Annotated in this window: 11 protein-coding genes; 2 read left to right on the top strand and 9 right to left on the bottom strand. The window is 71.3% G+C overall.

Going from position 1 to position 12,851, the window contains the following annotated elements:
• The first annotated feature begins 546 nt into the window (after positions 1–546).
• Entirely contained in the window at positions 547–1,542 is a 996-nt protein-coding gene (gene trpS, locus HW837_RS44790) for a tryptophan--tRNA ligase (protein WP_060883756.1), read from the top strand.
• A 12-nt stretch (positions 1,543–1,554) separates the two neighbouring features.
• On the opposite strand, the gene proC is transcribed toward trpS, so the two are convergent.
• From proC to HW837_RS44760, 6 genes are all read right to left on the bottom strand, one after another.
• On the bottom strand, positions 1,555–2,367 hold the full coding sequence (gene proC / locus HW837_RS44785; protein ID WP_045562668.1) for a pyrroline-5-carboxylate reductase: 813 nt from the start codon (positions 2,365–2,367) through the stop codon (positions 1,555–1,557).
• Positions 2,368–2,494: 127 nt separating this feature from the next.
• Positions 2,495–3,319 carry an ABC transporter permease gene (locus HW837_RS44780; protein ID WP_045562667.1) on the bottom strand — a complete coding sequence of 275 codons (825 nt, stop codon included), beginning with the start codon at positions 3,317–3,319 and terminating at the stop codon, positions 2,495–2,497.
• Positions 3,316–4,128: an ABC transporter ATP-binding protein gene (locus tag HW837_RS44775; protein WP_193382166.1), complete on the bottom strand. Its 813-nt coding sequence runs from the start codon at positions 4,126–4,128 to the stop codon at positions 3,316–3,318. The genes HW837_RS44780 and HW837_RS44775 overlap by 4 nt, the downstream gene beginning before the upstream one ends.
• 257 nt (positions 4,129–4,385) lie before the next feature.
• The gene (locus HW837_RS44770) at positions 4,386–5,180 is read right to left on the bottom strand and encodes a class I SAM-dependent methyltransferase (RefSeq protein ID WP_193382167.1); all 795 of its coding nucleotides are present in this window, start codon (positions 5,178–5,180) and stop codon (positions 4,386–4,388) included.
• Positions 5,181–5,366: 186 nt separating this feature from the next.
• Entirely contained in the window at positions 5,367–5,975 is a 609-nt protein-coding gene (locus tag HW837_RS44765) for an EamA/RhaT family transporter (protein ID WP_390623620.1), read from the bottom strand.
• Between the two features lie 256 nt (positions 5,976–6,231).
• Positions 6,232–6,573, bottom strand: a complete 342-nt coding sequence (locus HW837_RS44760) for an SH3 domain-containing protein (RefSeq protein WP_045562664.1) — start codon at positions 6,571–6,573, stop codon at positions 6,232–6,234.
• A gap of 206 nt (positions 6,574–6,779) precedes the next feature.
• Between HW837_RS44760 and HW837_RS44755 the strand changes: the two genes are divergently transcribed.
• A complete protein-coding gene (locus tag HW837_RS44755) occupies positions 6,780–9,263 on the top strand; it encodes a serine/threonine-protein kinase (RefSeq protein ID WP_193382168.1) in 2,484 nt (827 codons plus the stop codon).
• Between the two features lie 76 nt (positions 9,264–9,339).
• Here HW837_RS44755 and ilvD read toward each other — a convergent pair whose 3' ends face one another.
• From ilvD to HW837_RS44740, 3 genes are all read right to left on the bottom strand, one after another.
• Positions 9,340–11,193, bottom strand: a complete 1,854-nt coding sequence (ilvD, locus tag HW837_RS44750; protein ID WP_193382169.1) for a dihydroxy-acid dehydratase — start codon at positions 11,191–11,193, stop codon at positions 9,340–9,342.
• 193 nt (positions 11,194–11,386) lie between these two features.
• The gene (locus tag HW837_RS44745) at positions 11,387–12,007 is read right to left on the bottom strand and encodes a TetR/AcrR family transcriptional regulator (RefSeq protein WP_045562661.1); all 621 of its coding nucleotides are present in this window, start codon (positions 12,005–12,007) and stop codon (positions 11,387–11,389) included.
• Complete coding sequence (locus HW837_RS44740; protein ID WP_045562660.1) at positions 12,004–12,825, bottom strand: sugar phosphate isomerase/epimerase family protein; 822 nt, start codon at positions 12,823–12,825, stop codon at positions 12,004–12,006. Before HW837_RS44740 ends, HW837_RS44745 begins: the two co-directional genes overlap by 4 nt.
• Between the last annotated feature and the right edge of the window lie 26 nt (positions 12,826–12,851).

Raw genomic sequence — 12,851 nt, 5'->3', positions numbered from 1 at the left:
GATTTCCTCGGTGCTTTCCAGGTTTCCGCTTCCGCGTTTCCCTTTCCGGCGGTTCCGACTCTATCAGATCCTTTCGGGCCTGATTCCCAGTCAGCGGGATTCGCCTTCGCGGCCGTTGGGCCGTTCCGATGAGTGAGACTTTAGCGGATTCCCGGCTCCCGAGCTAATCGGGGCCTGCGCCCTTTCGAACGCGGATTCCTCATTTCGCAAATACGCATACCAAGGGCTCGACGACAGGTCGTCGATTGTTGGTGGGTACCTACGGAATGGCTGTCCGGGGACCGACCGAAGTCGGCGCTCACGTCGGACAACCCGGAGAACACTACGTATCGGCTCGGGGTGTGTCAACTCGCTGTCGGCCGGCCCCGCGCGGGCGTAGCCTGGCCCCCATGACTACGCGTACGTGTCGCCAGCAGTGGTGGGCCGCCTGACGGCGGCCGTACTCACGTATGTACTCAACGGCCGCCGCCCTGGCGGCCGTTCTCGTTTCTCCCTCCTGGGAGGTCGGCCGCACGGTGGCGGCGGCCCCGATCAGGAGGTGGAGAGATGACGCGGGTCTTCAGCGGGGTCAAGCCGACGGGGCATCTGACGCTGGGGAACTACCTGGGGGCCGTGCGGCGGTGGGCCGAGGTCGACCAGCACCGGACGGACGCGCTGTTCTGCGTCGTGGACCTGCACGCGCTGACCGTGGACCACGATCCGGCCCGGGTGCGCAGACTCAGTCGGCAGGCGGCGACGCTTCTGCTGGCGTCGGGGCTGGACCCCGAGCTGTGCACCGTCTTCGTACAGAGTCATGTGGATGAGCACGCGCGGCTCTCGTATCTGCTGGAGTGCGTGGCCACGGACGGCGAGATGCGGCGGATGATCCAGTACAAGGAGAAGGCGGCGCGGGAGCGGGAGCGCGGCGGGAGTGTCCGGCTGTCGCTGCTGACGTATCCGGTGCTGATGGCGGCGGACATCCTGGCGTACGGGACCGACGAGGTGCCGGTCGGGGACGACCAGACCCAGCATGTGGAGCTGACGCGGGATCTGGCGGTGCGCTTCAACCAGCGGTACGGGCGGACCTTCGTGGTGCCCCGGGCCACTCCGCCGAAGGTCGCGGCGCGGGTGATGAACCTTCAGGACCCGACGTCGAAGATGGGGAAGACGGACGACGTCGGGCCGGGGATCGTCTATCTGCTGGACGAGCCGGACGTGATGCGGAAGAAGGTCATGCGGGCCGTGACCGACAGCGGGCGGGATGTCGTCTACGACCCGGAGGAGCGGCCGGGGCTCGCGAATCTGCTGGAGATCCTCGCGGCCTGTGAGGGTGGGAACCCCGAGGACCTGAGCGGTGTATATGAATCGTACGGAGCACTGAAGAAGGACACCGCAGAGGCCGTGGTCGAGCTCCTCAGGCCCGTACAGGAGAGGCACAAGGAGTTGTGCGCGGATCCTGCGTATGTGGAGGGGGTGCTGCGGATGGGTGCGGCGAAGGCCAGAGAGATGGCTCGGCCGAGGGTGGACGAGGCGTACCGGGCGATCGGTCTGCTGGCCGGCTGATCGCGCGGGGCGTCAGTCCTTCTTGCCGGAGGCCAGTGCGCGGCTGCGGTCGCGGGCGGCCTCCAGTGCGGCGATCAGTGCGGCGCGTACTCCGTGGTTCTCGAGTTCGCGGATGGCGCTGATCGTCGTGCCGGCGGGAGAGGTGACGTTCTCGCGGAGCTTGACGGGGTGTTCGCCGCTGTCGCGGAGCATCGTGGCCGCGCCGATGGCGGACTGGACGATCAGATCGTGGGCCTTGTCGCGGGGCAGACCGAGCAGGATGCCCGCGTCGGTCATGGCTTCGACCAGGTAGAAGAAGTACGCCGGGCCGGAGCCGGAGAGGGCGGTGCAGGCGTCCTGCTGGGACTCGGGGACGCGGAGTGTCTTGCCGACGGCGCCGAAGATCTCCTCGGCGTGCGCAAGGTCGGCCTCACTCGCGTGGCTGCCCGCGGAGATCACGGACATGGCCTCGTCGACGAGGGCGGGGGTGTTCGTCATGACACGGACGACAGGGGTGCCTGCGGCCAGGCGCTCCTCGAAGAAGGAGGTGGGGATGCCCGCCGCGCCGCTGACGACCAGGCGGTCGGCGGGGGTGTGCGGGGCCAGTTCGTCGAGGAGGGTGGCCATGTCCTGGGGCTTGACCGTGAGGATGAGCGTGTCCGCGGTCTTCGCCGCCTCGGCGTTGGTGACCGGGGTGACGCCGTAGCGGGTGCGGAGTTCTTCGGCGCGTTCGGGGCGGCGGGCCGTGACCAGGAGGTCCGCGGGCGCCCAGCCGGCTCGGATCATGCCGCTGAGCAGGGCCTCGCCGATCTTTCCGGTGCCGAGGACTGCGACTTTCTGGCTCATGGTGCGGGTGCCCTCCGGAGGGTGCGTCGTCCTGGGGCCATCCTCGCACCGGGGGTGGGGCTTCGGCTGCGGTGTCCGGTGGGCGGGATGTCGCGTGGGCGGAGGTCGGGCAGGCGGGGCGGGGGCGTCATGTCGTCCGGCGCCTCAGGGTGGCGGCTCCGAGGGCCAGGACCAGCAGGGCGCAACCGGCGACGATCGCGATGTCGCGGACGAAGGTGGCGGTCATGTCGGTGTGGAGCAGGACTTCGTTCATGCCGTCGACGGCGTAGGACATGGGGAGGACGTTGGAGATGGCTTCCAGGGCGGGGTGCATCTCGGGGCGCGGGGTGAACAGGCCGCAGAGGAGGAGCTGGGGGAAGATCACGGCCGGCATGAACTGGACCGCCTGGTACTCGGAGGAGGCGAAGGCCGAGACGAAGAGGCCGAGGGCGGTGCCCAGCAGGGCGTCGAGGAGAGCGACGATCAGGAGGAGCCAGGGTGAGCCGGTGACGTCGAGGTCGAGCAACCAGACGGCCAGACCGGTGGCGAGGGCGGACTGGATGATCGCCAGGGTGCCGAAGGCCAGGGCGTAGCCGGCGATGAGGTCTCCCCTACCGAGGGGCATGGAGAGAAGGCGTTCCAGGGTGCCGGAGGTGCGTTCGCGCAGGGTCGCGATCGAGGTCACCAGGAACATCGTGATCAGCGGGAAGATGCCGAGGAGTGAGGCGCCGATGGAGTCGAAGACGCGTGGGTTGCCGTCGAAGACGTAGCGGAGCAGGAAGAGCATCACGCACGGGATGAGGATCAGCAGGGCGATCGTGCGGGGGTCGTGGCCGAGCTGACGGAGGACTCGGGCCGCGGTGGCGGTCGTGCGGGCGTAGCTGAGAGCCCTGGGGTTCGTCGCGCTCCTCTGATGCGTCTGCTGGGGCTTCGTCCGGTTCTTCGTTCGTGTGTCCGCGTTCGGCGTGGTCATCGCGCCAGCTCCTTCTGGTCCGTGTCAGTCGCGGTCGCGTTCGCGGTCGCGGTGGCCTCGTCGACGAGGTGGAGGAAGGCCGCTTCGACCGTGTCCGTCCGGGTGCGGGTGCGGAGGGCTTCGGGGGTGTCGTCGGCGAGGATCTCGCCCTCGCGCATGAGGAGGAGGCGGTGGCAGCGCTCGGCCTCGTCCATGACATGGGAGGAGATGAGGAGAGTGGCCCGGCGCTCGGCGGCGATGGAGTCGAAGAGGGCCCAGAGTTCGCGGCGGAGGACCGGGTCCAGGCCGACGGTGGGTTCGTCGAGGACCAGGAGTTCGGGCTCGCCGAGGAGGGCCACGGCCAGGGAGACGCGGCTGCGCTGGCCGCCGGAGAGGTTGCCGGCGAGGGCGTCGGCATGGGTGGTGAGGGCCACGTCGGCGATGGCTCGGGTGATGTTCTCCTCGCGGCGGTCGTGGGCGGCGCGGCCGGGGTCGAGGATCGCGGCGAAGTAGGCGAGGTTCTGGCGGACGGTCAGGTCGTCGTAGACCGAGGGGGCCTGGGTGACGTAGCCGATGCGGGAGCGGAGGGCGGCGTCGCCCGCGGGGTGGGCGAGGACGTTCAGCGTGCCGGTGACCTTGGCCTGGGTGCCGACGATCGCTCGCATCAGGGTCGACTTGCCGCAGCCGGAGGGGCCGAGGAGACCGGTGATCTGCCCTGCGGGGACGGCGAAGTCGAGGTCCCGGAGGACGGTGCGGGGGCCTCGGGCGACGGCGAGGCCCTGGGCGTGGATGGCGGGGGGTGGAGTTCCCTCCGGCGAGTAATTCATCATGTGATGAATATTGCGCAGGCTGGGTGCGCCGTCAAGGGAGTGCGCGGCGGGGGCGAGGGGGCGCGCGGGCGCTCGAAGCGGCGACCGGAGGGTCGGGGCGGTGGTTCGCCCGGCGGGGCGGGGTCGAGACGTTCGCGGGGCTGGGGTCGTTGCCCGGTGTTGTGGATCCCGTGGCGCTCGTGCTCGGGGGCGCCACGGTCGGCGTCCTGGTGGTGTGGCCTCGGTGGTGGTGGGTGGCTCGGTTCGTGGGGGCCGGGTCAGGGACGGACGGCCAGGAGGAGGTCCACGTCGTAGGTCTCCTCGATGGTGTCGGTGGGGAAGAGCTTGCGGAGGTGGGCTCGTTCCTCGGTGAAGAACGCGGAGGTGGCAGCCTCGCCCAGGACCAGGAACGCCGAGTGGCTGGCGATGTTGGCCAGATGGGTGTCCAGGGAGACCTCGCGGCTCCAGCGGATCTGGTGACGGGTGAAGTCGAGGCGTCCCGCCGCGTCGGAGAGGGCGGCGGGTGCGCCGGAGCCGCTCTTCTCGATCGGGGTGTCGTCGGGGACGCCGAGGAAGCGGTGGATACGGGTGGTGGCGTCGGCGATCCAGGGGATGTCGACGGCGTCGGTGTTCCACCAGAGGGCGAGTACGCCGCCGGGGCGGAGTACGCGGAGGGCTTCCGGGACCGAGCGGGAGGGGTCGGTCCAGTGCCAGGACTGGGCGTAGGTCAGGAAGTCGGTGGAGGCGGTGGCGAGGGGGAGGGTGTTGCCGTCGCCACGGACGAGGGGGAGGTGGGGGTGGGCGCGGCGGAACTGGGCGGCCATGCCCGCGCCGGGCTCCACGGCGAGTACGTCGGCGCCTCGGGCGTGGAGCAGGGTGGTGGAGATGCCGGTGCCGGCGCCTACGTCGACGGTGCGGGAGCCGTGGAGGGGGTGGGGGGAGAGGGCTTCGATGGTGTCGAAGAGGGCGGGCGGGTAGGAGGGGCGGTTCGCGGCGTACTGGGCTGCGGCGGTGTTGAAGGAGTGGGCTCGGGTGGTGTGGGAGGAGTGAGAGTGAGGGCGGGAGGTTGTCATGGGGGCATCGTGGCTTGCGGTGGGGTGGGGTGGGGAGGGGCTTGTCGCCCCCGGGTTGGTCGCCCCCGCCGCCCCTACCCGTCCCATCCTCCAGGGGCTGCGCCCCTTCGACCCCCATACGTCCGTCCGGTGGGGCTTCTCGCGCAGTTCCCCGCGCCCCTTTCGGGCGCGGCCTCTGCCGGACGGTCAGGGGCGGCGGCGCTTCGCCGGGTTGCCGGTGCGCTTGCTTGTGCGGCGGTCGTACTGGTCGCGGGCCGTCGTGTATTCCTCGCGGTGGAGGGACTCGCCCGGGGCCTCCTTCAGGGAGCGGAGGAAGTAGGCGGCCAGGGAGCCGAGGAAGCCGATGGCGAGGAGGCCGCGCAGGGAGGACTGGCGGGCCGGGTCGGGGCGCTTGGAGTAGGAGCCCCAGGTGTGACCGAAGGCCAGTGCGGTGCAGATGGCGAACATGATGACGACGACGAGGCTGACGAAGCCGCCGACCGCCGCCAGTTGCAGGCCCTCGTAGGTCAGACGCAGCATCAGGCCGGAGACGATCACAGCGGCGAGCGAGCCCGCGCTGACGCCCGCGCGGCGGGCCTGATAGTTGCCGTCGCGATTCAGCCAGGTCGTCCCGAAGAAACGGATGGGTTCGGGGCGAGGGCCCGCGGGGGTGGCCCCGGCCGTCGCGGGCTGCGCCTGGCGCCCCAGCGGCTTTTCCGACTCCCGCCGCTCCTGCTGCTCCCGCCGCCCCTGCTGGTCCCGCCGCCCCTGCTGGTCCCGCCGCTCCGCCCGTCTGTTCTTCGGTTCATCGCTCACGCGTCGATTATCGCTCCGGGTGGGACAGGGCTCGGCGGCGGCACCGGGCACCTTCCCGCAAGCCCCGGCCACCGGTCGGTCCCGCCTGCGTCCCGGGCGCCGAACCAGTTGACCTGAGGCCCCCCAGCACACCCCCGGCACCCCCGGCACCCCCGGCACCCTGCCGTAACCTCGCCGCGGTACCCGGTGTCGTGGTACCGCGGCGAGATCCGGTGCGTTCCGTGCCCGTGTGTGCTGTCGGTCGGCCCTGTTCGGGTCAGCCGCAGCGGCCGGCCACGTAGCCGTCGCTGCCGGTGTAGACGTACGCGTCGGAGATGAACTGACCGTCGTCGATGTTGTCCCAGACGTTCGTGGTGCCGTAGGGGCCGGAGATGGTCTGGCCCGGCGTCTGGCAGTAGATCGGCACCCGGGCGCCCTCGGAGAGGACGCGGACGATGCCGTAACTGGTGCTCGGGCCACTGCGGACGTTGACGCGGACGCCCGGCGCGACCGAGTAGTACCGGACGGCTGCCGTCACCGCCCCCGCGGTCGCCGCCATCGTGGCCGCCTGCTCCCCCTCGCTGTCGCCAGTGATCTCTTCGGCATGCTCGACAGACATGGCTGAACTCCCCCCGTTTGAAACCCGCTCGAACCCCGTTTGGTCCCCATGGAAGCCATGGGGACCCTTTGATACCCCTGAATCAGGACACGCACACCTGTGCGTTTTTCGCTCGGGAAGGCTAGCAAGCCGCCTCTGTCCCGTACGTGTCATCGACTAGGCTCCGAGCGTCGCGGGGGCGGCCGAAACAGCACGGGGGTGGACCCATGGCACCGCAGCGGGGCACCGGGTCGGGAGCGGAAGCGGAACTTCCTGAGTACTCCGGTCAGTACCGTCTGGAGGCGTGTCTGGGCTCCGGCGGCATGGGTGTCGTCCATCTGGCCACCTCGACCTCGGGACTTCGCCTCGCCGTGAAGGTGGTGCACGCCGAGTTCGCCAAGGACCCCGAGTTCAGGGGGCGTTTTCGGCAGGAGGTGGCCGCCGCCCGGCAGGTCAGCGGGGCCTTCACCGCGCCTGTCGTCGACGCCGACACCGACAGTCCCCGACCCTGGATGGCCACCCTCTTCATCCCCGGCCCGACCCTCTCCGAGCACGTCAAGCGGAACGGGCCCATGCCGCCGGGGCAGTTGCGGCGGCTGATGGCCGGGCTCGCGGAGGCCCTGCGCGACATCCATCGCGCCGGCGTGGTGCACCGGGATCTCAAGCCCAGCAACGTCCTCCTCGCCGAGGACGGCCCCAAGGTCATCGACTTCGGTATCTCCCGGCCGAAGGACAGTGAACTGCGCACGGAGACAGGCAAGTTGATCGGCACCCCGCCCTTCATGGCCCCGGAGCAGTTCCGGCGGCCCAGGGAGGTCGGGCCCGCCGCCGACATCTTCGCCCTCGGTTCGGTGACCGTGCACGCGGCCACCGGGCGCGGCCCCTTCGACTCCGACAGCCCCTACGTCGTCGCCTACCAGGTCGTCCACGACGAGCCGGACCTGACCGGCGTACCCCCGAACCTCGCGCCGCTCGTCCGCGCCTGCCTCGCGAAGGAACCCGAGGACCGGCCCACGGCGGACGAACTGATGCGCGAACTCCGGTCCGTGGCCGCCTCGTACGACACCCAGAGCTTCATACCGAGCCAGCGCGAGAGGGAGCGGGAGCGGGAACGGGAGAAGGAGCGACAAGGGGCGGGGTGGACTGCCGTCCCCGCTCCCGGCCCGAGCGCCGACCCAGGCCCCGGCCCCGGCCCCGGCCCGACCGCCGACCGGGACGGCGACGACTATGGCGACGCGTACGGCGACAAGTACCGGGGCGAGTACAACGGCGAGTACCGCGACACGAACCCCGGCCGGGGCGTGGACGAGAACGCGGGGGCCGAGGAGGCGGCGGGCACGGCCTCCGGCACTGGCACTGGCACCGGCACCGGCACCGGCACCGGCACCGGCACGAATACGGGCACAGGCACTGGCACAGGCGTCGGCGCCGGGCCGGGTGTCGGGGCCGGTCGTCGCGTCCCCGGACAGGCTCGCGACGGCGGGCTTGGCAGCGGGGGCGATCGGGTCGGGGGGCGGTTGCGCAGGCGGGCCCTTCTCGTCGCCGGCTCGGTCGTGCTCGTCGCCGGTGGGGGGTTCGGCTCGGCGCAGATGTGGGGCGGTGGCGGCGGGGCCGCGCCGACGCCGCAGGCCAGTCGGGCCGCGGCCGCCGCGCCCGCGCTGGAGGCCTGGGCCACCAAGCCCGCGGCGAAGAACAGGACCGCGCCGCAGTGCTCGTACGGGGCCGGAAAGCTGCTGTGCGCGCAGCCGGGGCTCGTCTCCGCGCTGGATCCGGCGGACGGCAGCGTGCTGTGGCGGCACACCGTCGAGGGCGCGGGTGCGCTGAGCACGGGTGTTCCGCCCGTCGAGTCGGGCGGACTGGTGCAGGTGCTGGCGGGCCGGAGCCGCCGGGTCCAGGCGCTCGATCCGGACTCCGGCAGGGTGCGGTGGGAGCGGGACGTCTCCGCGTACGCCGCCCAGCGGTACGTGGGCGGCACCCTGCTGCTGACCGCCGCCGACGGAACGGTCACCGGTGTGGACAGCGCGACCGGCGACACCGTGTGGAGCCGCCGGATCCCGGGGCAGCCGGAGGCCTACTTCACGTCGTTCGACGGGGACCGGTCGGCGTACGTGGCGAGCGTCACCGGTGAGGGGGCGGCGGCGCGCACGCGGGTCACCGCGGTGGACCCGGAGACCGGTGACGTGCGGTGGGACGCCCGGCTGGACGGTCAGCTGGAACCAGTGGGAACAACCCGGGACGGGTCCCTCTTCTTCTCCGCGATCGGGGGCTCGTACCCCGACACGGTCGCCGTCGTCCGCTACGACCCCGGTACCCGGCAGACCGTCCGGGTCGAGCTGCCCGTACGGCTCGAACAGGCGCACGCGGTGGTGCGGGGCGACGTCGTGTACCTGCTGAGCGGCGCGAGCGGCGCGCTGGTGGCCGTCGACATGAAGGCCCGCGCGCAGGTGTGGCGGACCGAGACGGGGGTCACCCGGGGTTCGGCGCCGGTGGCCGGCGAGCGGTACGTGTACTTCACCTCGTCCGACGGGCGGCTGCTCGCGGTGGATGTGGGCAAGGGCCGGCCCAGCGGGCAGACCGCGTCCCGGCTCGGCGACCCGGAGCTGATCACCAGTGCACGGCCCGAGCCGGTCGTCATCGACGGCCGTGTCTGCGCGGGCACCCTCGACGGGACCGTGCTCGGGCTGGACGGAAACGATCCCGCGAGCTGGTGAGACGGCCGCCCGACCGTACGCACATAGCACGCACGTACGACGTGGAACCGCTTCCTCGGCCGCGCGGCGGCGGGGCTCAGCCCAGCTTGCTGACGTCCCGCACCGCGCCCTTGTCGGCGCTGGTGGCCATCGCGGCGTACGCCTTCAGCGCGGCGGACACCTTGCGCTCGCGGTTCTTCGGGGCGTAGACGCCGTTCAGCGCCTCGTCGCGGCGGGCCAGTTCGGCGTCGTCGACGAGCAGCTCGATCGAACGGTTCGGGATGTCGATGCGGATGCGGTCGCCGTCCTCGACGAGGGCGATCGTGCCGCCGCCGGCCGCCTCGGGCGAGGCGTGGCCGATGGACAGGCCGGAGGTGCCGCCGGAGAAGCGGCCGTCGGTGACCAGCGCGCAGGACTTCCCCAGGCCTCGGCCCTTGAGGTACGAGGTCGGGTAGAGCATCTCCTGCATGCCGGGGCCGCCCTTGGGGCCCTCGTAGCGGATGACGACGACGTCGCCCTCCTTGACCTGCTGGGTGAGGATCTTCTGGACGGCCTCCTCCTGGGACTCGCAGACGACCGCCGGGCCCTCGAAGGTCCAGATCGACTCGTCGACGCCGGCCGTCTTCACCACGCAGCCGTCGACGGCGAGGTTGCCCTTCAGCACCGCCAGGCCGCCGTCCTTGGAGTAGGCGTGCTCGGCGGAGCGGATGCAGCCGCCCTCGGCGTCCTCGTCCAGGGTGTCCCAGCGCTCGGAGGTGGAGAACGCCTCGGCGGAGCGGACGCAGCCGGGGGCCGCGTGCCACAGCTCGACGGCCTTGGGCGACGGGGAGCCGCCGCGCACGTCCCAGGTCTTGAGCCAGTCGGCGAGGGAGGGGCTGTGGACGGAGTTCACGTCCTCGTTGAGCAGGCCCGCGCGGTGCAGCTCGCCCAGCAGGGCCGGGATGCCGCCGGCGCGGTGCACGTCCTCCATGTAGTACGTGCGGTCCTTGGCGACGTTCGGGGCGACCTTGGCCAGGCACGGCACACGGCGCGAGACGGCGTTGATCTCGTCGAGGCCGAAGGGGACGCCCGCCTCCTGCGCGGCGGCCAGCAGGTGCAGGATCGTGTTGGTGGAGCCGCCCATGGCGATGTCGAGGGCCATGGCGTTCTCGAAGGCCGCGAAGTTCGCGATCGCGCGCGGCAGGACCGTCTCGTCGTCCTGGTCGTAGTAGCGGCGGGTGATGTCCATGACCGTGTGGGCCGCGTCGATGTACAGCTGCTTGCGGGCCGTGTGCGTGGCCAGGACCGAGCCGTTGCCCGGGAGGGAGAGGCCGATGGCCTCGGTCAGGCAGTTCATCGAGTTGGCGGTGAACATGCCGGAACAGGAGCCGCAGGTCGGACAGGCGTTCTCCTCGATACGGAGGATGTCCTCGTCCGAGATCTTGTCGTTCACCGCGTCGGAGATCGCGTCGACCAGGTCGAGCGTGCGGACCGTGCCGTCGACGAGGGTGGCCCGGCCGGACTCCATGGGGCCGCCGGAGACGAACACGGTGGGGATGTTGAGCCGCAGGGCGGCGTTCAGCATGCCCGGGGTGATCTTGTCGCAGTTGGAGATGCAGATCAGGGCGTCGGCGCAGTGGGCCTCGACCATGTATTCGACCGAGTCCGCGATCAGGTCGCGGGACGGCAGGGAGTACAGCATGCCGCCGTGGCCCATGGCGATGCCGTCGTCCACGGCGATCGTGTTGAACTCGCGCGGGATGCCGCCCGCCTCGCGGATCGCCTCGCTGACGATCCGGCCGACCGGCTGGAGGTGGGTGTGGCCCGGCACGAACTCGGTGAAGGAGTTCGCGACCGCGATGATCGGCTTGCGGCCGATGTCCGCGCCCGGTACACCGGAGGCGCGCATAAGGGCGCGGGCGCCCGCCATGTTGCGGCCGTGGGTGACTGTGCGGGACCTCAGCTCGGGCATCGCGCTCGCTCCTTCAGGGACCTTCTGAGACTGCGATCAGAGACTTCTGACTGTGTCGAGCGTACGCCCGTTGCGCCAAGGGGTGGACACGGTGTCCGGAATGCGGGATGCGCGTCTCGTTTCCGGGTGCGGGTCGGTGGGGGCTGGTCGCGCCCACGCGGCGGAGCCGCCTGTCGGTACAGCCCCGCGCCCCTCAGAAGCCGGGGCCGGTGAGGTGGGCCTGCACCACGGGCGCCACTCTGGTGATGATCTGCTCCGGGTCCGCCGACGCCAGTGGCTCGACCTTGATCACGTACCGCAGCATCGCGATGCCCACCAGCTGCGCGGCGGCCAGTTCCGCCCGCAGCTCCGCGTCCGGGACCTCCAGACGGCCGGCGATCCGGCGCAGCACCTGCGTGGCGATGATGCGGCGGAAGACGGCGGCGGCAGCGTCGTTGTTCACGGCGGAACGGACGATCGCGAGCAGCGGCGCTCGGGTCGCGGGGTTCTCCCAGACGCCGAAGATGAACCGGGTGAGCCGCTCGCCGACCCCGTCGAGCGGGCCCTCCTCGACGGCCTGGGGAGCCTGCATGGCCGGGCCGAAGGAGAGGGTGATGGCGGCCTCGAACACCTGCTCCTTGGTGCCGAAGTAGTGGTGCACCAGGGCCGAGTCCACCCCGGCGGCCTTGGCGATGCCGCGCACGGACGCCTTGTCGTAGCCGCGCTCGGAGAACTCCTCGCGGGCCGCCGCCAGGATGCGGTCGCGGGCGGCGGGCGTGTCGGCCGACTCCGTACGGGAGGGCCGGCCCCTGCGGCGGGGAGTGGCCGGGGTCACGGCCGGGGGACGCGCACGGCGGAGGCGAGGTGCAGCCGGGTGAAGGCGAGCGCCTCCGCCAGGTCGGCCTCGCGCTCGGCGGCGGACATGGCACGACGGGTGTTGACCTCGATCACGACGTGGCCGTCGAAACCGCTCAGGGCGAGACGTTCCAGCAGCTCGGCGCAGGGCTGGGTGCCGCGGCCCGGGACGAGGTGCTCGTCCTTGGCCGACCCCCTGCCGTCCGCCATGTGCACATGGCCGAGGCGGTCGCCCATGCGCTCGACCATGTCCAGGGCGTCGGTGCGGGAGGTCGCCGAGTGGCTGAGGTCGATCGTGAAGTGCCGGTAGTCGTCCTTCGTCACGTCCCAGTCGGGGGCGTAGGCGAGCATCTCGCGGTCGCGGTAGCGCCAGGGGTACATGTTCTCGACGGCGAACCGGACGTCCGTCTCGTTCGCCATGCGCCAGATGCCGGTGACGAAGTCACGCGCGTACTGGCGCTGCCAGCGAAACGGGGGGTGGACGACGACCGTGCTCGCGCCGAGCTTCTCGGCGGCGGCCTGGGCACGCTGGAGCTTGACCCAGGGGTCGGTGGACCACACCCGCTGGGTGATCAGCAGACAGGGTGCGTGAACGGCGAGGATGGGGATCTGGTGGTAGTCGGAGAGGCGGCGCAGGGCCTCCAGGTCCTGGCTGACCGGGTCGGTCCAGACCATGACCTCCACGCCGTCGTACCCGAGGCGTGCGGCGATCTCGAAGGCCGTGGCCGTCGACTCCGGGTACACGGAGGCCGTGGACAGGGCGACCTTCGCGTCCGGGATCCGTACGGGTTCTGCCACGCGGCACAGCCTACGGGGTGGGGCCT

Origin of the sequence: Streptomyces caniscabiei, from assembly GCF_014930365.1 — a bacterium.
In the GTDB taxonomy this organism is placed as follows: domain Bacteria; phylum Actinomycetota; class Actinomycetes; order Streptomycetales; family Streptomycetaceae; genus Streptomyces; species Streptomyces caniscabiei.
Note: the sequence above shows the minus strand (reverse complement) of the source record. Positions and strands in the feature narration are given on the sequence as shown.